16 protein-coding genes are annotated in these 19,757 nt (G+C 69.1%); 7 read left to right on the top strand and 9 right to left on the bottom strand.

Annotated features, from left to right (window positions below):
* The first annotated feature begins 30 nt into the window (after positions 1–30).
* Positions 31–693: a hypothetical protein gene (locus OB08_RS08025; RefSeq protein WP_461473908.1), complete on the top strand. Its 663-nt coding sequence runs from the start codon at positions 31–33 to the stop codon at positions 691–693.
* A 9-nt stretch (positions 694–702) separates the two neighbouring features.
* Here OB08_RS08025 and OB08_RS08020 read toward each other — a convergent pair whose 3' ends face one another.
* The 5 genes from OB08_RS08020 to OB08_RS08000 form a co-directional block, all read right to left on the bottom strand.
* Complete coding sequence (locus OB08_RS08020) at positions 703–1,086, bottom strand: RidA family protein (protein WP_461473906.1); 384 nt, start codon at positions 1,084–1,086, stop codon at positions 703–705.
* A 247-nt stretch (positions 1,087–1,333) separates the two neighbouring features.
* Positions 1,334–2,389: a rhamnose ABC transporter substrate-binding protein gene (rhaS, locus tag OB08_RS08015; RefSeq protein ID WP_461473947.1), complete on the bottom strand. Its 1,056-nt coding sequence runs from the start codon at positions 2,387–2,389 to the stop codon at positions 1,334–1,336.
* Positions 2,390–2,461: 72 nt separating this feature from the next.
* Complete coding sequence (locus OB08_RS08010) at positions 2,462–3,523, bottom strand: ABC transporter permease (protein ID WP_461473904.1); 1,062 nt, start codon at positions 3,521–3,523, stop codon at positions 2,462–2,464.
* Positions 3,520–4,560, bottom strand: a complete 1,041-nt coding sequence (locus tag OB08_RS08005) for an ABC transporter permease (RefSeq protein WP_461473902.1) — start codon at positions 4,558–4,560, stop codon at positions 3,520–3,522. Before OB08_RS08005 ends, OB08_RS08010 begins: the two co-directional genes overlap by 4 nt.
* Positions 4,557–6,083 carry a sugar ABC transporter ATP-binding protein gene (locus tag OB08_RS08000; protein ID WP_461473900.1) on the bottom strand — a complete coding sequence of 509 codons (1,527 nt, stop codon included), beginning with the start codon at positions 6,081–6,083 and terminating at the stop codon, positions 4,557–4,559. The genes OB08_RS08005 and OB08_RS08000 overlap by 4 nt, the downstream gene beginning before the upstream one ends.
* Before the next feature lie 136 nt (positions 6,084–6,219).
* On the opposite strand from OB08_RS08000, the gene OB08_RS07995 reads away from it, so the two are divergent.
* Positions 6,220–7,224: a LacI family DNA-binding transcriptional regulator gene (locus OB08_RS07995; protein WP_461473898.1), complete on the top strand. Its 1,005-nt coding sequence runs from the start codon at positions 6,220–6,222 to the stop codon at positions 7,222–7,224.
* 19 nt (positions 7,225–7,243) lie between these two features.
* On the opposite strand, the gene OB08_RS07990 is transcribed toward OB08_RS07995, so the two are convergent.
* Positions 7,244–8,263, bottom strand: a complete 1,020-nt coding sequence (locus tag OB08_RS07990) for a LacI family DNA-binding transcriptional regulator (protein WP_461473896.1) — start codon at positions 8,261–8,263, stop codon at positions 7,244–7,246.
* A 100-nt stretch (positions 8,264–8,363) separates the two neighbouring features.
* Here OB08_RS07990 and OB08_RS07985 point away from each other — a divergent pair, with 100 nt between their 5' ends.
* From OB08_RS07985 to OB08_RS07970, 4 genes are all read left to right on the top strand, one after another.
* Positions 8,364–8,747 (top strand): L-rhamnose mutarotase, encoded by a 384-nt coding sequence (locus tag OB08_RS07985; RefSeq protein ID WP_461473894.1) that lies wholly within the window; start codon positions 8,364–8,366, stop codon positions 8,745–8,747.
* Positions 8,744–9,910 carry an L-rhamnose isomerase gene (rhaI, locus tag OB08_RS07980; RefSeq protein WP_461473892.1) on the top strand — a complete coding sequence of 389 codons (1,167 nt, stop codon included), beginning with the start codon at positions 8,744–8,746 and terminating at the stop codon, positions 9,908–9,910. Before OB08_RS07985 ends, rhaI begins: the two co-directional genes overlap by 4 nt.
* Before the next feature lie 83 nt (positions 9,911–9,993).
* Positions 9,994–12,030, top strand: coding sequence for a bifunctional aldolase/short-chain dehydrogenase (locus OB08_RS07975; protein WP_461473890.1), 2,037 nt, complete (start codon positions 9,994–9,996; stop codon positions 12,028–12,030).
* A 109-nt stretch (positions 12,031–12,139) separates the two neighbouring features.
* Complete coding sequence (locus OB08_RS07970) at positions 12,140–13,588, top strand: rhamnulokinase (protein WP_461473888.1); 1,449 nt, start codon at positions 12,140–12,142, stop codon at positions 13,586–13,588.
* Here the strand turns inward: OB08_RS07970 and OB08_RS07965 are convergent.
* Complete coding sequence (locus tag OB08_RS07965) at positions 13,546–13,812, bottom strand: DUF7241 domain-containing protein (RefSeq protein ID WP_461473886.1); 267 nt, start codon at positions 13,810–13,812, stop codon at positions 13,546–13,548. The two genes, OB08_RS07970 and OB08_RS07965, sit on opposite strands and share 43 nt — an antisense overlap.
* An 837-nt stretch (positions 13,813–14,649) precedes the next feature.
* Between OB08_RS07965 and OB08_RS07960 the strand changes: the two genes are divergently transcribed.
* Entirely contained in the window at positions 14,650–16,848 is a 2,199-nt protein-coding gene (locus OB08_RS07960) for a LuxR C-terminal-related transcriptional regulator (RefSeq protein WP_461473884.1), read from the top strand.
* A 69-nt stretch (positions 16,849–16,917) separates the two neighbouring features.
* Here OB08_RS07960 and OB08_RS07955 read toward each other — a convergent pair whose 3' ends face one another.
* Together OB08_RS07955 and OB08_RS07950 are read right to left on the bottom strand one after the other, a co-directional pair.
* On the bottom strand, positions 16,918–19,083 hold the full coding sequence (locus OB08_RS07955; RefSeq protein WP_461473882.1) for a LuxR C-terminal-related transcriptional regulator: 2,166 nt from the start codon (positions 19,081–19,083) through the stop codon (positions 16,918–16,920).
* Between the two features lie 43 nt (positions 19,084–19,126).
* Positions 19,127–19,744 (bottom strand): RNA polymerase sigma factor, encoded by a 618-nt coding sequence (locus OB08_RS07950; RefSeq protein WP_461473880.1) that lies wholly within the window; start codon positions 19,742–19,744, stop codon positions 19,127–19,129.
* Between the last annotated feature and the right edge of the window lie 13 nt (positions 19,745–19,757).

Genomic DNA, 19,757 nt, shown 5'->3' with positions numbered 1-19,757 from the left:
CCGCTCCGGGACCACGCCGAAGGAGACGCCATGTCCGACACCGCATCGCACGCCGGCCGACGGCTCACCTCGCCCCGGGCGGCAGCGGTCGCCGGCGTGCTGTTCGCCGTGCTGTTCACCGTCGCCCTCGCCCTCATCAGGTCGGCACTGCCCGAGACCGTCACCCTCACCACCGACTGGCTCGACCACTCGACGTCGACGCGCATCAACATCGGCGTCGGGCTGGTGCCGTTCGCGGGCATCGCCTTCCTCTGGTTCCTGGGCGTCATCCGGGATCGGTTCAGGGATGCCGAGGATCAGCTCTTCTCATCGGTGTTCATCGGCAGCGGCCTGCTGTTCCTCGCGATGCTGTTCGTGTCGGCGGCGATCGCCGGCGGCATGATCGCGACGGCGTCGCTCATCACGGACGAGCAGAGCCGCGCCGACATCACCACGTTCGGGCGCTCGGTGATGCTCCAGGTGAGCAATGTCTACGCCCTGCGGATGGCGGGGGTGCTGCTGATCTCGGTCGCGACGATGTGGCTGAGGACCGGCGTCATGCCGCGGTGGCTCGCGTTCGTGACGTACGGAGTGGCGCTCGTCCTGCTGGTCGTGACGACCCTCAGCCTGTGGGCGACCCTGATCTTCCCGGTGTGGGTGTTCGTCGTCAGCGTCCTGATCCTGGTGCAGAACTTCCGCCGCCGGGCGGCGTGAGCGCTCGATTCAGCTGTCGAGCTGCGCCGTCATCATGATCGACACCAGGATGCCGGGCAGCTCAGGGCCGAACCGGGCGACGGCGCGCGCCGGAGGCTCCTCGCCGAAGACGTCCGCGTAGGCCTCGTTCATCCCGGCGAAGTCCTCCGGTCGCGCGATCAGCACGGTGACGTGGGACACGTCCGCCAGGGTGGCGCCGGCCGCCTCGAGGACGGCCTCGCAATTGCGCAGCGCCTGCCGGGTCTGGTCCTGGATCGACGGCCCGGCGAGTTCGCCGGTCGAGGCATCCATCCCCACCATTCCCGACACGAAGACCGTCGAACCGGCCCGCACGCCCTGGCTGTACAGCGGAGAGCTCGGCGCATTCTCCGTTCTGATGATCTGCCTGCTCATGCCCGGGAGCCTATGCCCGCTCGCCTGCCCGCGACAGGGGAGCCGGCGTCGGGCGCGGCTGGGGCCGGGCGACGTGTTCGCCGCGCGGCCCCAGCGCCGCGAACGGCGCCACGGTCACTGTAACAAATTTCGCTAGTTTAGCTAGCGACATTCGCCCGCACTGCACTCGAATCGAGGATGCGCTCATGTCGGCGAACGAAGAGGCCCGACCTGCGTGCGTAGATCGGGCCCCTGACTGTTCGACGGCTCAGAAGTCGAAGTCGCCGATGTTCTCCGCGTCGAAGACGTACGGCTCGCCGAGGAGGACGGTCGCGTCGGGACCGACCTCGTAGGAGCCGAGGTCGCCGGCTTCGAACGTGTCGCCCTCTTCGCCGGTGATCTCACCGGTGATCAGCGCCTGCGTGGCGTACGCGGCGAGGTAGCCCAGTTCTTCCGGGTTCCACAGTGCGAACGCGGTGACGGTGCCGTCCTCGACATACTCGCGCATCTGGTTCGGGGTGCCGAGGCCCGTCAGCGCGACCTTGCCCTTGTACTCCGAGGTCGACAGGTAGCGGGCCGCGGCCGAGATGCCGACCGTGGTCGGGCTGATGATGCCCTTGAGCTCCGGGTAGGTCTGCAGCAGCGCGGCGGTCTTGTCGAACGAGGTCTGGTCGTCGTCGTCACCGTAGGCGACCTCGACGAGCTCGATGTCGGGGTGCTCGGCGGCGAGAAGCTCCTCCATCATCTCGATCCACGCGTTCTGGTTCGTCGCGTTGGCGCTGGCGGACAGGATCGCGATCTGACCGGCGTCGCCGATCTGCTCCGCGATCAGGTCGACCTGCGCCTTGGCGATGCCCTCTGCGGTGGCCTGGTTGACGTACAGGTCACGGCACTCCGGGTTGGTGTCCGAGTCGAACGTGACGACCTTCACCCCGGCGCTGCGGGCCTCGTCCAGCGCGTCGCACAGCGCCTCCGGGTCGTTCGCCGACACGATCAGACCGCCCACGCCCTGCTGCGCCGCGGTCTGGATGTACTGCACCTGCGACGTCGGCGACGCCTCCGACGGGCCGACCTCCTCCAGCGTGCCGCCGAACTGCTCCGCGGCAGCCTCGGCACCGGCGGTCGAGGTGTCGAAGTACGCGTTGCCCAGGTTCTTGGGCAGCATCGTGATCGTCAGGTTGGCGTCGCCGCCGTCCCCGCCGTCGCCGCCATCCGTGGCCCCGCCACCCGTGCCGCCGCCGGCGCAGCCGGCCGCGAAGAGCGTGACACCGACGGTGAGAGCGGCGACCACGCCGGCGCGCCGCGTGCGCTTCATTCCGAACATCATTGTTTCCTTCCTTGGTGCAGTCTCTGCGAGGTGCGTTGCTGCGGTGGTGTGTGTGGTGCTCTCGGGAGATCAGGCCGCGTCCGCCGACGCGTCGGATCGCCCCTTCCTCTTCCCGATGGCGGCGGCCCTGCGGACCTGCAGCCATGCGAGCAGGCTGGACGACACCACCGAGACGATGAGGAGCACGCCGGTGATGACGTTGATGATGTCGCTGGTGACGCCGGCGAGGCGCAGGGCGCTGCCGAGCGTTCCGATCAGCAGGACGCCGGCGATGACCCCGTGGAGCGCGCCGCGTCCGCCGAAGATCGAGACGCCGCCGAGGAGCACCGCTGCGATCACCTGCAGCTCCATGCCCATGGCGTTGTCGCCGCGGGCGTTGGAGTAGAGGAGCGTGAAGTAGACGCCGGCGAAGCCGGACACGGCACCGCTCATGACGAACAGCAGGAACTTCGTGCGACCCACGTCGATCCCCGAGAACGCCGCGGCCTCCTTGCTGAGGCCGATCGCGTACAGGGAGCGCCCGAACGGGGTGAAGTGCAGCAGGACGGCGAAGAGTATCGCCAGCACGACGAACGGGATCATGATGACCGGGACGGGGGTGCCGGGGATGTTCGCCTTCGCGAGGTCGGTCCACTCCTCGGGGAACTCGGTGATCGCGGTGGTTCCGAGCAGGCCCACCGCGATGCCGCGGAACAGCGCGAGCGTGCCGATGGTCACCGCGAGCGAGGGCAGCCCGACAACCGTGACGAGGAACCCGTTGAAGGCGCCTGCCACGGTCCCGACGATGATCGCCGCGACTGCCGCCACCGGGAACGGCAGCCCGGCCTGGGTGAGGATGCCGGTCATGACGCTCGACAGGCCGACGATCGATGCGACCGAGAGGTCGATCTCCTCGGTGATGATGATGAGCGTCATCGGCAGCGCGATGAGCAGGATCGGCGCGATGTCGCGCAGCAGGTACGTGACCGTGAGCGGGCTGTCGAAGTTCCGTACGGTGGCCAGGGCGACGACGACGACGAGGATCAGGATCGCGATGATCGCCGACTCGCGGGTGAGGAGGACGCGGCGCCAGGCCGGCTTGGCGTGGGCCTTGTAGACGCGCGTGGGCGCGGCATCCGTCAGCGTGGTCATCGGGTCTCCTCCCTCTGCGCGATGAGTCGTCGATGCTGCCTGACCGCGAGGACGCGGTCGAGGACGATGGCGCCGAGGATGAGCACGCCGACCACGGCGCGCTGCCAGAAGTCGTCGATGCCGAGGATCGGCAGGGCACGGTTGATGGTCAGCAGCAGGAACGCGCCGATCGCCGCGCCCCACACGGTGCCGACGCCGCCCGAGATGGCCACGCCGCCGATCACCGCGGCGCCGATCGCCTGCAGCTCCCACCCGAAGCCGGCGGCGGAGCTCACGGTGCCGTAACGCGCGGCGTAGAGCACGCCGGCGAGTCCGGCGAGCGCGCCGCTCGTGACGAAGGCGCCGATCACACGGCGGGTGACGCGCAGGCCGTACAGGTGCGCGGCGGCGGGGTCGGAGCCGATCGCGTAGAGCTCGCGACCGCTGCGGAGGTTCTTGAGGTACCACGCGGCGACGACCAGCACCACGACCGCGATGATCGTGAGGATCGGGATGCCCAGGATGCGGTCGGTGCCCAGCGCGCGGAAGCCCGGCGGCAGGTCCGACGCGTTGATGCGGTCGCTGCCCGTCCACGCGACGTTGATGCCGCGGTAGATGTACATCGTGCCGAGCGTGATCACGAGCGCGGGCACGCGCGCGAATGCGACGAGCGCGCCGTTGATCAGTCCGAGAAGGCCGCCGAGCAGCACGCCGCCGAAGAAGACGCCGATGAGCGGGATGCCGGGGATGTCGATGAACAGGCGACCGGTGAGGTAGGCCGTGAGTCCGACGATCGAGCCGACCGAGAGATCGACATTGCGCGTGATGATGACGATCGCCGATCCGACGGCGACGAGGAGCAGCAGCGACGGTGTCAGCAGGAGATCGCGGAAGCCGTCTCCCGAGAACAGGAACGTCGGGTTGCTGATGGTCGCGAAGAGGATGACGAGCAGAAGTGCGACGAGGATGCCGGTCTCGCGGGCGGTCGCGATGCGACGCACGAGCTTGGACGCGGCGCTCGACCCCGGCTCGACGGTGGGGGTGATCGTGGCGGTCATCGTGCCACCTCCGCGTCGGCGGTCGCGGCGAACATGACGGCCTCGGGGGTCGCCTCCTCGCGGGTGAACTCTCCGGTCAGTCGTCCTTCCCTCATGACGAGGACGCGGTCGGCCATTCCCAGCACCTCCGGGAGCTCGGACGAGATCATGAGGATCGCCATGCCCTGCTGGGCGAGCTGGCTGAGCAGGCGGTGCACCTCGGCCTTGGTGCCGACATCGATGCCACGCGTGGGCTCGTCGACGATCAGCACGGTCGGCTCGGTCGCGAGCCACTTGCCCAGGACGACCTTCTGCTGGTTGCCGCCCGAGAGGGTGCCGGCCTCGGCGTCGAGCGCCGCCGTCTTCACCTCGAGTCGGCTCGCCCAGACCTTCGCGGACTCGTTCTCGAGTCCGTTCCACAGCAGCCCCCACTTGGCGAGCTTCGAGCGGATGGCGAGCGTGATGTTGCGTGAGACGCCGTCGTCGAGCACGAGCCCCTGCTTGCGGCGGTCCTCGGGCACGAGCGCGATGCCCCGGTTGGTGGCCAGGCGCGGGTTGCCCTTCGGGAGCGCCTTTCCGGCGAGCGTCACGCGACCCGACTCGTAGTGGTCGACGCCGAAGACGGCGCGGGCGACCTCGCTGCGGCCGGCTCCGACGAGCCCCGCGAGGCCGACGATCTCCCCCGCCCGCAACTGGAACGAGACGTCGCGGAACACGCCCTTGCGGGTGAGCCCCTCGACGTCGAGCACGACGTCGCCGACCTCCGAGGGCAGCTTGGGGAAGAGCTCGGTGACATCGCGGCCGACCATCTGGCGGACCAGCTCGTCGACCGTGGTCTCGGCGATGGCGGTCGTGTCGATGTAGGAGCCGTCGCGCATCACGGTGACGGTGTCGCACAGCGCGAACACCTCGTCGAAGCGGTGGGAGATGAACAGCAGCGCCCGGCCCTCGTCGCGCAGGCTGCGTGCGACGGCGAAGAGCCGCTCGACCTCCACGCCCGAGAGCGCGGCGGTCGGCTCATCCATGATGAGCACCTTCGCGTCGAGCGAGATGGCCTTCGCGATCTCGATGATCTGCTGATCGGCGATCGACAGACCCTCGGTCACGCGGTCGGGGTCGAGCGCGACACCCAGACGCTGGAAGATCTCGACCGCCTCGGCGCGCATCGCCTTGCGGTCGATCCGTCCGAACCGGTTGTGCGGCTGGCGGCCCATGAAGATGTTCTCGGTGACCGACAGGTCCGGAAAGAGCGTCGGCTCCTGGTAGATCACGGCGATGCCCGCAGCCTTGGACTGCGCGGTGCTCGTGAAGTCGACGGACTCCCCGTCGAGCAGGAACTCCCCTGCGTCGCGACGGTACAGACCGGCGACGATCTTGACGAGCGTCGACTTGCCGGCGCCGTTCTCGCCGATCAGCGCGTGGATGGAGCCGGACTCGAGCGTGAGGCTTCCGGAGCGCAGGGCGACCACCGGTCCGAACGACTTGACCACCCTTCGCAGCTGCAGGGCGGGGTGCGGCGCGGCGGGGGCGACATCTGCTGCCACGGCGGCCTCCTCGTTGAGGGTGAAAATGGATGAATCGATTCAGTCGATTTCAGGCTACTGTATGTACACCGACGAAATCGGTCAAGTCGAGAATCGACAGTGACCGAATCGTGATCCGACGAGGAAGTGGGCGTACGTGCCGGTCAGCATCCGTGATGTCGCGCTGCGCGCGGGTGTGTCCGTCGGCACGGTGTCCAACGTCCTCAACCGCCCTGACGAGGTCTCGGCGGAGTCCGTCGATAGGGTGAGCCGGGCTATCGAAGAGCTCGGCTACGTGCGCAACGACGCGGCCCGCAAGCTCCGCGCCGGCGTCAGCACGACCGTCGGGTTCGTCGTCCTCGACGGGCAGAACCCGTTCTACAACGATGTCGTCCGCGGCGCTGAGGACGAGGCGACCAAGCACGGCATCGCGATCCTCTACGGCAACACCGACGAAGACGTCGCCCGCGAGAAGCTCTACCTCGACCTGTTCGAGGAGCAGCAGGTGCGCGGCCTGCTCATCGCCCCCTACGGCGACGTGACGTCGCGCCTCCAGCGGCTGCGCTCCCGAGGGATCGCCGCTGTCCTCGTCGATCGCTTCAGCGGCGACGGGCGGTTCTCCTCCGTCTCCGTCGACAGCGTCATCGGCGGACGCATGGCCGTGGACCACCTCATCCAGGGTGGACGGCGTCGCATCGCCTTCGTGGGAGGCCCGTTCGACATCCGCCAGGTGAACGATCGACTCGCCGGCGCGCGCGTCGCCGCCGAGAACGCCGACGTCGACCTCGAGGTGGTGGCGACCGCGGCCATGACGGTCGCGGACGGCGTCGCGGCGGGTGCGCGCATCCTCGCCCGGCCCCGCAGGGAGTGGCCCGATGCCCTGTTCGCCGCGAACGATCTGCTCGCGCTCGGGCTGTTGCAGTCACTCGTGGTGGACGGACGGATGCTGGTGCCCGACGACATCGCGATCATCGGGTTCGACGACATCGCGTTCGCGGCGGCGGCGGCTGTCCCCCTGTCGTCGATCCGGCAGCCGAGCAGGATGATCGGCCGCACCGCGCTGCGCATCGTCCTCGAAGAGGCGGCCGACCCCGAGAGCATCGCCCGGCAGACCGTCTTCCAGCCGGAGCTGGTCGAACGGGCGTCGAGCCGGCACCGCTAGGCGGCGGCACCTCCTGTGCTCAGCGGCGGGATCGCCCCGCGTCCGTCGCTGTCGACGCGCGCACCACGAGCTCGGGCTGGAAGACGACCTGCTCGCGCTCCTCGGCACCCTGCACCTCGGCGAGCAGCAGCTCGACGGCGCGGTCGCCGATGAGTTCACTGGGCTGCCGGATCGATGACAGCGGCACCACGGCGGCGGCGGCGAAGTCGATGTCGTCATAGCCGATGATCGCGACGTCGTCGGGGACGCTGACAGATCCGAGCATGACGAGGGCCTGCAGCACCCCGAGGGCCAACAGGTCGTTCGCGGCGAAGACGGCGTCCGGCCGGTGTTGCGGGTCACGATCGCGGATGCGCTCGCCCGCCGCGCGCCCCTCGAGCACGCTCAGTGCGGAGGTCTCGATCACCTCGAGCGAGACGCCCTCCTGCTCGCCCGCCGCGCGTCGCGCACCCTCGAGGCGATCCATGACCTGCCGGACACCGGTCGGACCGACGAAGGCGATGCGCCGGCGGCCCGTCTGCACGAGATGCCTCACCGCGAGGTGGCCTCCGGCGACGTCGTCGACGGATACGGATGAGAAATCGCCTCCCTCGCTCAGCCGGTCGACCAGCACGGCGGGAATGCCGCGGGACCGCAGCCGCGCGAGGCGTTCCGGGACGTCGTCCACCGGCGTGATCAGGACGCCGTGCACCCGCTGCTGCTCGAACAGGTCGAGGTAGCCCGACTCGCGCGTGGGGTCGTCATCGCTGTTGCCGAGGAGGATGGAGAGATCCTCGGCAGCCGCCCGCCCCTCGGCGCCCCGCGCGACATCGGTGAAGAACGGGTTGCGCACATCGAGCACGACGAGACCGATGCTCCGGCTGCGACCGGCCCGCAACTGGCGGGCGGCGTCGTTGCGGACGAAGCCCAGCCGCTCGATCGCGTCCTGCACCCGTTCGACAGTGGCGGGGGCGACCTTGCCGGGGCGGTTCAGCACGTTGGAGACGGTGCCGACCGAGACGCCCGCGAGGGCAGCCACGTCCTTCACGCTCACTGACACGCCGCGTCGCCTTCCGATTTCGGTCCGGGGTTGCGTGAAACGATACAGGCGAGTTATCGTTTGAAACGATTCATAGTTCATTCGACCCGGGAGCATCTCGATGACAAGCACCACCGCGACGACGCGCGTGTGTTTCGAGCTTCGCGTCAAGCCCGAGCTCCTCGACGAGTACGTCGCCCGCCACACGCCCGTCCGCGCCGACATGCTCGCCGAGATCGCGGCATCCGGTCGCCGCAACTACTCCCTCTTCCTCGCCGACGGCGGCCGATTGATCGGCTACTACGAAACCGACGACGACGCGGCAGCGCAGGCGTACCTCGCCGCCTCGGAGGTCGCGACCCGGTGGGAGGCCGAGATGGCCCCGTACTTCGTCGGCCTGGAGGGCCGCCCCGATCAGGCCGCCCCGGCACTGACCGAGATCTTCAACCTGGACGACCAGCTCACGGCTGCCGCGGCAGCCGGAGCAGAAAGCGACCCATCGTGACCACTCTCTCCCCCGACGTCCTGAGCCAGCTGGAAGGTCAGGGCATCGAGCTGCCTTCGTGGGCCTTCGGCAACTCGGGCACCCGCTTCCGCGTGTTCACCACGGCGGGAACGCCGCGCGACCCGTTCGAGAAGATCGCCGACGCGGCGAAGGTCAACGAGTTCACGGCGCTCGCGCCGAGTGTCGCGCTGCACATCCCGTGGGACAAGGTCGAGTCGTACGACGACCTGCGCCGTCATGCCGAAGACCTCGGCGTCGCGCTCGGCACGATCAACTCGAACACGTTCCAGGACGAGGACTACAAGTTCGGCGCCCTCACCCACGCCGACGACGCGATCCGGCGAAAGGCCATCGACCACCACTTCGAGTGCATCGACATCATGCACGCGACCGGGTCGCGCGACCTCAAGATCTGGCTCGCCGAGGGCTCGAACTACCCGGGCCAGAACGACATGCGCGCACGTCAGGATCGCCTGGCCGATTCGCTGCAGCAGATCTACGCGCGCCTCGGCGACGAGCAGCGGCTCGTGCTCGAGTACAAGTTCTTCGAGCCGGCTTTCTACCACACGGATGTCCCGGACTGGGGCACCTCCTACGCCCAGGTCGCCGCGCTCGGCGACAAGGCGATGGTGTGCCTCGACACCGGCCACCACGCACCCGGCACCAACATCGAGTTCATCGTCATGCAGCTGCTGCGCCTCGGGAAGCTCGGCTCGTTCGACTTCAACTCGCGCTTCTACGCCGACGACGACCTCATCGTCGGTGCCGCCGACCCGTTCCAGCTGTTCCGCATCGTCTACGAGGTCATCCGCGGCGGCGGCCTGAACAACCCCGACGTGGCGTTCATGCTCGACCAGTGCCACAACATCGAGGACAAGATCCCCGGGCAGATCCGGTCGGTGCTCAACGTGCAGGAGATGACGGCGCGCGCGCTGCTCGTCGACCGCGGCGCACTGACGGCGGCACAGGCTGCGAACGACGTGCTCGGCGCGCAGGCCGTGTTCATGGACGCGTTCTACACCGATGTGCGCCCGGCCCTCGCCGAGTGGCGCGAGTCGCGCGGGCTTCCCGCCGACCCGATGGCCGCGTACGCGGCATCCGGCTACCAGCAGCAGATCGCGGCCGACCGCGTCGGCGGCACCCAGGCCGGCTGGGGCGCGTAGCCCTCTCCCGACCCGCCGGGGTCGCGGGATGCCGATCCCCGCGGCCCCGGCGCACCACCGTTCTCCATCTCGAAGGAACCCTCATGACCAACCAGGCAGCTGCCGACCTCATCGCGCGGTCGAACCGCCTCGGCGCCGACCCGAAGAACACGAACTACGCCGGCGGCAACACGTCGGCCAAGGGCACCGAGACCGACCCGGTCACGGGTGAGCCCGTCGAGCTGCTGTGGGTCAAGGGCTCCGGCGGTGACCTGGGCACCCTCACCGAATCGGGTCTCGCCGTGCTGCGCCTCGACCGGATGCGCGCGCTCGTGAACGTCTACCCGGGCATCGACCGCGAGGACGAGATGGTCGCCGCGTTCGACTACTGCCTGCACGGCAAGGGCGGTGCGGCGCCGTCGATCGACACCGCAATGCACGGCCTGGTCGACGCCGCGCACGTCGACCACCTGCACCCCGACTCGGGCATCGCAATCGCGACCGCCGCCGACGGCGAGGCGCTCACGCCGAAGATCTTCGGCGACAGGGTCGTGTGGGTGCCGTGGCGCCGCCCCGGCTTCCAGCTGGGCCTCGACATCGCCGGCATCAAGGCGCAGAACCCCACGGCGATCGGCTGCATCCTCGGTGGCCACGGCATCACCGCGTGGGGCGACACGTCCGACGAGGCCGAGGCGAACTCGCTGTGGATCATCGAGACCGCGCAGGCGTACCTCGACGCACACGGCAAGGCCGAGCCGTTCGGCGGCGTCCGCGCCGGCTTCGAGGCTCTCCCCGAGGACGAGCGCCGCGCGAAGGCCGCAGCCCTCGCCCCGACGATCCGCGGGCTGGCCTCGACCGACAAGCCCATGGTCGGCCACTTCACCGACTCCGATGTCGTGCTCGACTTCCTCGCCTCGGCCGAGGCGCCGCGCCTCGCCGCGCTGGGCACGAGCTGCCCCGACCACTTCCTGCGCACCAAGGTCAAGCCGCTGATCCTCGACCTGCCGGCCGGCGCCGAGGTCGAGGCATCCGTCGCCCGCCTCGTCGAGCTGCACGAGGCCTACCGCGCCGACTACCAGGCGTACTACGACGCCCACGCCACCGCCGAGTCGCCCGCGATCCGCGGCGCCGACCCGCTCATCGTGCTCATCCCGGGCGTGGGCATGTTCAGCTACGGCGCGAACAAGCAGACCGCCCGCGTGGCGGGCGAGTTCTACGTCAACGCGATCAACGTGATGCGCGGCGCCGAATCGGTATCGACCTACACCCCCATCTCCGATGCCGAGAAGTTCCGCATCGAGTACTGGGCCCTCGAAGAGGCCAAGCTGCAGCGCATGCCGAAGCCCAAGACCCACCAGGGCCGCATCGCGTTCGTCACCGGCGCCGCGTCGGGCATCGGCAAGGCCATCGCGACCCGCCTCGCCGCCGAAGGCGCATGCGTCGTGGTCGCCGACCTCGACCTCGACAAGGCGCAGGCCGCCGCCGCCGAGCTCGGCGGCACCGACGTCGCGATCGGCGTCGCCGCGAACGTCGCCGACGCCGCGGGCGTGCAGGCCGCGATCGACCAGGCCGTGCTCGCGTTCGGCGGCATCGACCTCGTCGTCAACAACGCCGGCCTGTCGCTGTCGAAGCCGCTGCTCGAGACGACCGAGAAGGACTGGGACCTGCAGCACGACGTCATGGCGAAGGGCTCGTTCCTCGTCGCCAAGGCCGCCGCCAAGGCCCTCATCGAGCAGAAGTTGGGCGGCGACGTGATCTACATCTCGTCGAAGAACTCCGTCTTCGCCGGCCCGAACAACATCGCGTACTCGGCGACCAAGGCCGACCAGGCCCACCAGGTGCGCCTGCTCGCGGTCGAGCTCGGCGAGCACGGCGTGCGCGTCAACGGCATCAACCCCGACGGTGTCGTGCGCGGCTCGGGCATCTTCGCCGCCGGCTGGGGCGCCAACCGCGCCGCGACCTACGGCGTCGAAGAGAAGGACCTCGGCCAGTTCTACGCCAACCGCACCATCCTCAAGCGCGAGGTCGTACCCGAGAACGTCGCCGACGCCGTCTACGTGCTGACCGGCCCCGAGCTCAGCCGCACCACCGGTCTGCACATCCCCGTCGACTCCGGCGTCGCCGCCGCCTTCCTGCGATGAGCATCCGGTCCGGCATCCGGTCGCGAGTGCGCCTGTTTCCTGCGAGCGCTGCGTCGATCGGTGCAGCACTCGCAGGAAAGTGCAGCGGTCGCGCACACGAGGTTCCGCGATGAGCGAGGGCGGGGTCGTCGCGGCGGTCGACCTCGGCGCGACGAGCGGCCGGGTCATGCTCGGCTACGTCGGCGACGGGATGCTGCGGCTCGAGCAGATCTCGCGATTCCCGAACGGGCCCGTGCCCGGCGCCGACGGCGAACTTCGCTGGGACTTCACCGCCCTGTACCGGCACGTCGTCGAGGGACTCGCCGAGGCGCTGCGCCGGGAGCCGGGCATCGCCAGCATCGGGATCGACTCGTGGGCCGTCGACTACGGCCTGGTCAGCGGTGACGAGCTGCTCGGCGAGCCGTTCCACTACCGCGACGAGCGCACCGCGCGGGGTGTCGAGTTCGTGCACGCGCGCATGCCGTTCGGCGAGCTCTACCGCCGCAACGGCCTGCAGTTCCTGCCCTTCAACACGCTCTACCAGTACGTCACCGAGCGCGGCCTGGCCGACGCCGAGCTGGCGCTGCTGATCCCCGACCTGGTCGCGTTCCTGCTGACAGGCGCGCAGGTCGCGGAGCGCACGAACGCCTCGACGACGGGACTGGTCGACGTGCGCACGGGACAGTGGGACCTCGAGCTCGCCGAGCGGCTCGGGATCGCGGCATCCGTACTCCCGCCGCTGGTCGATCCCGGCGCGCACCTCGGCTCGCTCAAGGGTGCTGCGCGGGAACGCGTGGGCGCTGCCCTCGACGTGGTCGCGGTCGGCTCGCACGACACCGCGTCGGCCGTCGTCGCGGTGCCGCTGACCTCGCCGAACGCCGCCTACATCTCGTGCGGCACATGGGGACTCGTCGGCGTCGAGCTCGATGCGCCGGTTGTGAGCGACGCCGCCCGCGAGGCCAACTTCACCAACGAGGGCGGCGTCGACGGGCGGGTCAGGTTCCTGCACAACGTCACGGGCCTGTGGCTCCTCAGCGAGTCCGTGCGCGCATGGGAGGCCGAAGACGGCACGTCGATCGACCTGCCCGGGCTGCTCGAGGCCGCGGCATCCGTCGAGGGCGAGATCCCGCTCTTCGACGCCAACGACCCCCGGCTGTCCGCCCCCGGCGACATGCCCGCGCGCATCGCGGCCCTCCTCGACGAGGCCGGCCGGCCGGTGCCGGGTTCGCGCGCCGCATTCGCGCGGACGATCGTCGAGAGCATCGCCCAGGCGTTCGCCGCGGCCGTCGCCACCGCGGGGCACCTCACCGACCGCGAGGTCGACGTCATCCACGTCGTCGGCGGCGGCGCGCTCAACCGCCTGCTGTGCCAGGCGACCGCCGACCGCGCGGGTCTCCCGGTGCTGGCAGGACCGGTCGAGGCCACGGCGATCGGCAACGTGCTGGTGCAGGCCCGCTCGCACGGGTGGTTCGGAGCGGATGCCTCGCTCGAGACACTTCGCGAAGCGGTCGCCGCCGCGTTTCCCCCGATCTGCTATCAGCCCGCCCGGAGGTGCTCACTTCGCGTCGGCGGGCGGTGACCCACCACTTCCCAGATGCGGTCGTCGAAGACGGCGACCATCTCGTTCCCCCAAGGCTCGTGCACCGACGGCCTGTCGCGAACGAGCACTCGTTCCTCACCAACGGCGGTGATGAGGCGATGCGTGATCTGTGCGGCCGTGCCCGACGTGCCGGTGAAGTGACCGCACAGGACCGTCCCGGGGACCCATCCATAGCGGCGCGCGATCTCGGCGGCAGTGCTCACGGCGCTGTATCCCTTCATCCGACGATCACAGCGGGCGAAAGGTCGCCCGCCGCCGCCGCGCACGCCAGCCCTGGAATACCGGCGGGCGCGCGCCACCGGCGATCGCCCGGTCGCGCCGTCGGCGAAGCATATGCTCGATCATTCGCCGGGCGCGGGCACGCCCGACGCCGAATCCGTCCCTCGCGCTCCATCGCCTGCTCAACCTGCGCATCGCATCCGCCTCCGCTTCTCAAGAGATTCGGCAGGCCCATCTGTTACGCGAATTCACCGGTCGAATCGCGCTGCCGGCGAAATGCGGGGATCTGCGTAAGGAAACGGCGCATGGCTGATCCTTCTCTTCGAGTGCTTCCCCAGAGCACTTCCTCCCCGTCGCACCCCAATGCGACGTTCGTGGCCCTCCCCCAACGGCCACGTGTGCGGGATCCCGCAGTGCGGGGCGGTTCGCTGGCGAGTTTGAACCGCCCCGCGTCTCTTCGGCGGCCGACTTCGTCTTGCATCGGTGCGAACCCCGATCTCCCGTGACGATTCGCGCGTAAGGAACTCGGCGTGAGTGGTCCTTTCATCGGAGGGTGGCTCATTCCCTCCTGTCGAGCCCGCGAGTGGTCTGCTCCCGCTTCATCTCCCGGCACGGCAAGCGTCGGGAGGCGGCATGCCTCCCCCGGTGACCCGTCTCCCGGCGCACTCCGCAGCCGATGCCGCGCGCGATGTCGGGGATCAGCGAGTCGTGCCTGCCACAGCGGTCTGGCCCTTTCGGGTGGACGGAACGATCCCCTCAACACCGCGACGTAACGCGCAGAACGCTGGGCGCGTTCCCACGGCGCGACTATCATCCGTGGTGTGAATACCGATTCGGCGACCGGTGCAGCGTTTTCGCCGCCGGCGCAATCGGTGCCGCTGGCGGCGTCGCTTGTCTCTCGCGCCGATCTCATCGCGAAGGCGGTCGCGAGCCGTGCTCGCGTGATCTTCGTCTGCGCTCCCGCCGGTTTCGGCAAGACGACGCTGCTGGCGGAGTGGGCTGCAACCGAATCGCGCCCGTCGGGCCGGATGACGTTGCGATCGCAAGATGACGATCCGGCGGAGCTGCTTGCCCGGCTTGCCGACGGCCTCGATGGCGCGCATCCGCTCGACGCCGAGGTGGCGGCGGTGCTTCACGGACAGGGCGTCTCGCCCCTCGGTCGTGGCGCTCCGACCTTTGCCAAGGCGATGGCAACGTCTGAGGCGTTCGTCCTCTTCATCGATGACGTGCAAGAACTCACGTCACCCGTGAGCACGGATGTTCTGGAAGTGGCTCTCGCGTCCGTCCCGGACGGCTCGGCCGTGGTGCTCGCGAGTAGGACGCGACTTCCGCGCCTGGAGCACGCATTCGCGGGCCTGGGAACCGTGGTGATCGACCAGTCGGATCTCACCTTCGATGCCACCGCCGCCCGGCAGGTCTTCAGCCACCTCCGCGTCGATGTAACTACAGAGTCGGCATCCGCAATCGTCGCGAAGGTCGAGGGCTGGCCGATGGGCGTCACACTCGCCGCCCGCGCGGCGCACGGCGCCGATCAGTTGGTCGGAGTCACCGGGGCCGCGGGCTCAGTGTCGGCATTCCTCGCAGAGGAAGTTTTCCGGCGAATCGATCCGGCGGACTTCGACTTCTTGATGTCGACCTCGGTGTTCACGGATCTGACGGAGGTCGGGTGCAACGCGATCCTCGATTCCACGGAAGCGGCCCAGCGGCTCGACGCACTCGCGGCACGCGACGTGTTCCTGGCGCGGGTAAGCGACGAGCCCCCCGTGTATCGACTGCACCAGCTCGTTCGCGAGTCGCTTCTCGCGCTCCTCGACGACGATGGCGGCCAGCGCGCGTCCGGCCTTCGCCTCCGGGCAGGCGCGTGGTGCGAGCGGACGGGAAACCCCGCGGCCGCGATGGAGCAGTACCTTGCGGGCGGTCATCAGCGGGAAGCCGCGACCCTCCTGGCGGAGATCGGTCGCCAGATCTACGCGTCGGGGCGGTATGACTCGCTCGATCGATGGACGAGCTCCATCGGAGAGGACATGGTCCGCGGCTACCCCCCGCTCCTGGCATTCGTCAGCTGGTACACCGCGCTGCAGGGCCGCGACGATGAGGCGACCCGATGGGCGACCGAAATGGAAGAGGTCGAGGTCGACTCCAGCGCCGCGTGGAGCACCGCGTTCGAGACGATGAGATCGATGCTGCGGGTGAGCCGGCTGGATCACGGCCCGGATGCGGCCTATGCCGAGGCGGCGGCGGCCCTCAGGACCGAGGGCCCCGACAGCCCGCGCCGCGACGGCATGCTGTGGCTGCTCGGACAGACCCAGGTGCTGCGCGGTCAGTCGCTCGCGGCTGCAGCGTCGTTCCGCGAAGCTTCGACGGCCAGCACCAGGCTCGGGCACCCAGGGCTCGTGGTCTACTCCGAGTCCGAACTCATGATCCTCGCTATGGATGCGGGTCGATGGGACGAGGCTTCGGTGCATTTGCGCGCGGCCATGGCTATCATCGAGCGCCATGGTCTGTGGGATTACCAGGCCAGCGCTCTCGCGTTCGCGGCGGCCGCCCGGCTGGCAGCTCACCAGGGCAACACCGATGACGTACTCGCGGCGCCGCTGGCGCGCGGCCTGCGGGCGAGAGTGTCGTGTACACCCGTGCGGCCCTTCGTTGCAGTGCGGTCGCGCGTGCAGCTGATTCGAGCGAGCTCGGACAGCAGCGTGATTCGTCAATTGCTGACCGAGATCGACCACGTGTGCGAGCATCGTCCTTCACTAGGGGCGCTCAGCGACGAAGTGGCGAAATTGAGGAAGGCATACTCCGCCGAGCGCATGACCGGGTCGGGACTGGACCCGCTTACTCCGACGGAGTTGCGGATCCTCCCTTATCTTCAGACGCACCTGACGGCTGACGACCTCGCTTCGCGGTTCGGGGTATCGCGCCACACCATCGGGACTCACTTGCGCGCGATCTACGCCAAGCTCCTGGTCACGAGTCGCGGCGACGCTGTCGAGCGAGCCACCGCGGTCGGCCTGCTCGGCTGACGGAACCGTGTCGGCAGCGAGCAGCGACGGATCGGCGGACTGCGGATGCGGCCCCGTCATGCCCCACGATCAGCCCAGCAGTCCCACCGCGATCGCGCGCTGGACGGCCTCACTCCGACTGGTCACGAGGAGCTTGGCGTAGATAGCGCGCATGTGCGAGCCAACGGTGTGGCGCGACACCTGGAGGCGATGTGCGATCTCATCGACGGTCAGGTGGGTCTGCAGGTACGGAAGCACCCGCAGCTCGGCCGGCGTGAGCGGCGCGAGGCCCGAGCCTGACATCTGCTGCGCACAATACGCTTCTCGAACCTCCGCAACGACAGCGTCCAGCACACCGAGCGAGGGGCGCCGCTCGTAGACGTCGTCGATCTCCGAGAGCAGACGAAGGATCATGCTCGGCTCCGACGCGGCGCGGATCAACTGCAGCCGCGTGCGCACGGCAAGCGATGGCAAGGCCGCCGTCGCTGCCAACCGCGACCGCATCCCGCGCGCCATCGGCACCCCGAGATCGGCCGTCGCCTCAGGCCGGTAGGCAGCCAGCCGCGCCGCAGCAGCGAAGGTCAGTGCCCCAGACTGGTATTCCCAGAGTCCGAAACGCTCGATGTTGGACATTGCTGCGTCGAGATGAACCGATGCTTCGTCCCAGCGACCGTCGTCCATCGCGAGGATCATCAGATCCGACTCGGCGTACACCACTCCGTTCGGGTGCCCGAGGCGGGTCGCGGCAGTGGAGGCGCGCTTGAACGACGCCTCCGCTTCCACTCGCTGCCCGAGGAGCACCTGCGCCTGCCCGAGCAACCACAACGCACCGTCGCGCAGCGGGCTCTGCGGCCCCTCAGCCTCCAGCGCCGCCAGCGCCTCGAGGTGCGCTGCTTCGGCGCCCGACTCGTAGCGTCCTGCGCGCAGCATCGAGAGCATCGAGTGGAAACCGGGGCTCTCGGGACCCGCAACGTCGACGGCGATCGACTCGGCTTGGGCCATCCACCGATCGGCCTCCTCGTCCCGCCCCTGCAGCGAGGCATTCCATGCGCTGAGGATGATCAGCGACGGGTGGTCATGTATCTCCGCGTCGCCGATGGCCTTCGCCCATCGATCGATGGTGGCGTACCGCCCGGTCGAGAACATGCGCCGACCGATCTCGGCCAGCAGGATCGCCGCTCGCCGCCGATGGCCTCCCGCGATGAATTGGTCCATCGCGAGCGTAGGGCGGTCGGTTTCGATGAACAGGTCGCCGGCACGCCCACGCAGCTCCCGTACGCTGTCGGGATCCTCGACCTCGAACTCGGCGAGCAAGGACTCACGGACGAGCTGATTGAGGCGGTAGCGGTGACCGCACGCCGTCCGGATCAGAAAAACGTGACCGGCTGCCAATCGGTCCAGCCGATCGGAGGAGCCCTCGGTCCGGAGAAGGGAATCGCAATCGGGGCCTGACAGATCGGACATGATCGACGTCGCCATCAGGAAGCGACGATCTCTCGGATGGGTGAGGGAGAAGACCTCTTCGGCGAGGTACGCTGTCACCGGCTGCGACGAACCGCTCACATCGACGATCTGACCTGCGTCGTCGGCCACCCGAGCCGCCAGAACGACGCCCATCGGCCAGCCCCCAGCTCTCGCGGCAAGCGCCGAAGCGGATTCCAGAGTGATGTCCACGCTCCGCTGGGCGAACACTCGACGAGCGAGGCTGCCGTCGAACGACAGATCGGGTAGACCGATGACGACCGCTTCTGCCGGTCGGAATGCGCGCTCGAGTCGGGCGAGGCGGACACGGCTCGAGAGCACAACCGTCGAACCGTCTGGAATCCGGGACAGCACGACCTCCAGCAGCTCGAGACCGGCCGTCGACTCCACCACCTGCACATCGTCAAGGATGAAGAGGTACGGCTCGGGTGGCTCGAGCACCGCCTCCGTCGTCGGGGCGGCTTGCCCGAGCGGCGCCACGCCGAGGCCCCGGAGCAATGCCCGGCCGCTCGGAGCGATCTGTCGGGATGCGTTGAACGAGGACGCGAGCAACGCGGCCAGTTCGGCGGGATCATCGTCGCACCCACGCAGGGTCGCCCAGACCGCAGGACGCTCGTCGATGGCTGTCCATTCCGACAGGAGGGTGGTCTTGCCGTAACCGGCCGGCGCTGTGACGAACACGATGCGCGGGCGTCGTGCGATCGTCCGCCTGATCAGCGGACCACGCGAGACGAGATCGTCGCCGGGAAGAGCACGGATCGTCGTCCGGCTCACGCGTCGTTCCCAGCTCGGTGCCCGAACGACCGAGCAGCCGCTGTCACACCGCCTTTGCGAGCGCCTTTCTGAGCCCTTGCAGTGCGCGCCAGTGGAGCTGCGATACCGCGTTCGCAGAGAGGTTCAACTCCGAACCGACTTCGGTGACCGAAAGGCCCTCGACTTCGCGAAGGATGATCACCCGCTGCCAGCGTTCGGGCAGCGCCCCGATCGCCGCCCTCACGACCGTGAGGTCCTGCGCCGAGTCGACGACAGCGAACCGGTCGAACGGGTCCGGGAGACGATCGCCGCCGAAGGATTCGAGACTGGTCACGGTCCGCCTTGCCCAGGTCATCGAGAGATTCCGCACACTCACTCGCAGGTAGGCCCCTGCGGCGACTTCGGGGCCATGCCCTCGCCTGAGAGCCTCGAGCATCGCCGTGAAGGCCTCGGCCGCGAGATCGTCGGGATCGAACCGAGTCGTCACTCGGGATGCCCACCGTCGAAGCGCGCCGAAGTGCGTGCGGAAGAGCCACTCGACCGCGGCGGGACAACCCGTGCGAGCGTGGGCCAGCGCCATCGCCTCCGTCACGGTCGAAGTGGTGCACGCATCGCACTCGCGCGCGATATGCAGTGGCGTGCGATCTGACGTAGGCACCCTGTGCAGCGTGGTGGTCTTCACGTCGCTCCCCCTC

It is taken from the genome of Microbacterium sp. HJ5 (assembly GCF_054824025.1).
Note: the sequence above shows the minus strand (reverse complement) of the source record. Positions and strands in the feature narration are given on the sequence as shown.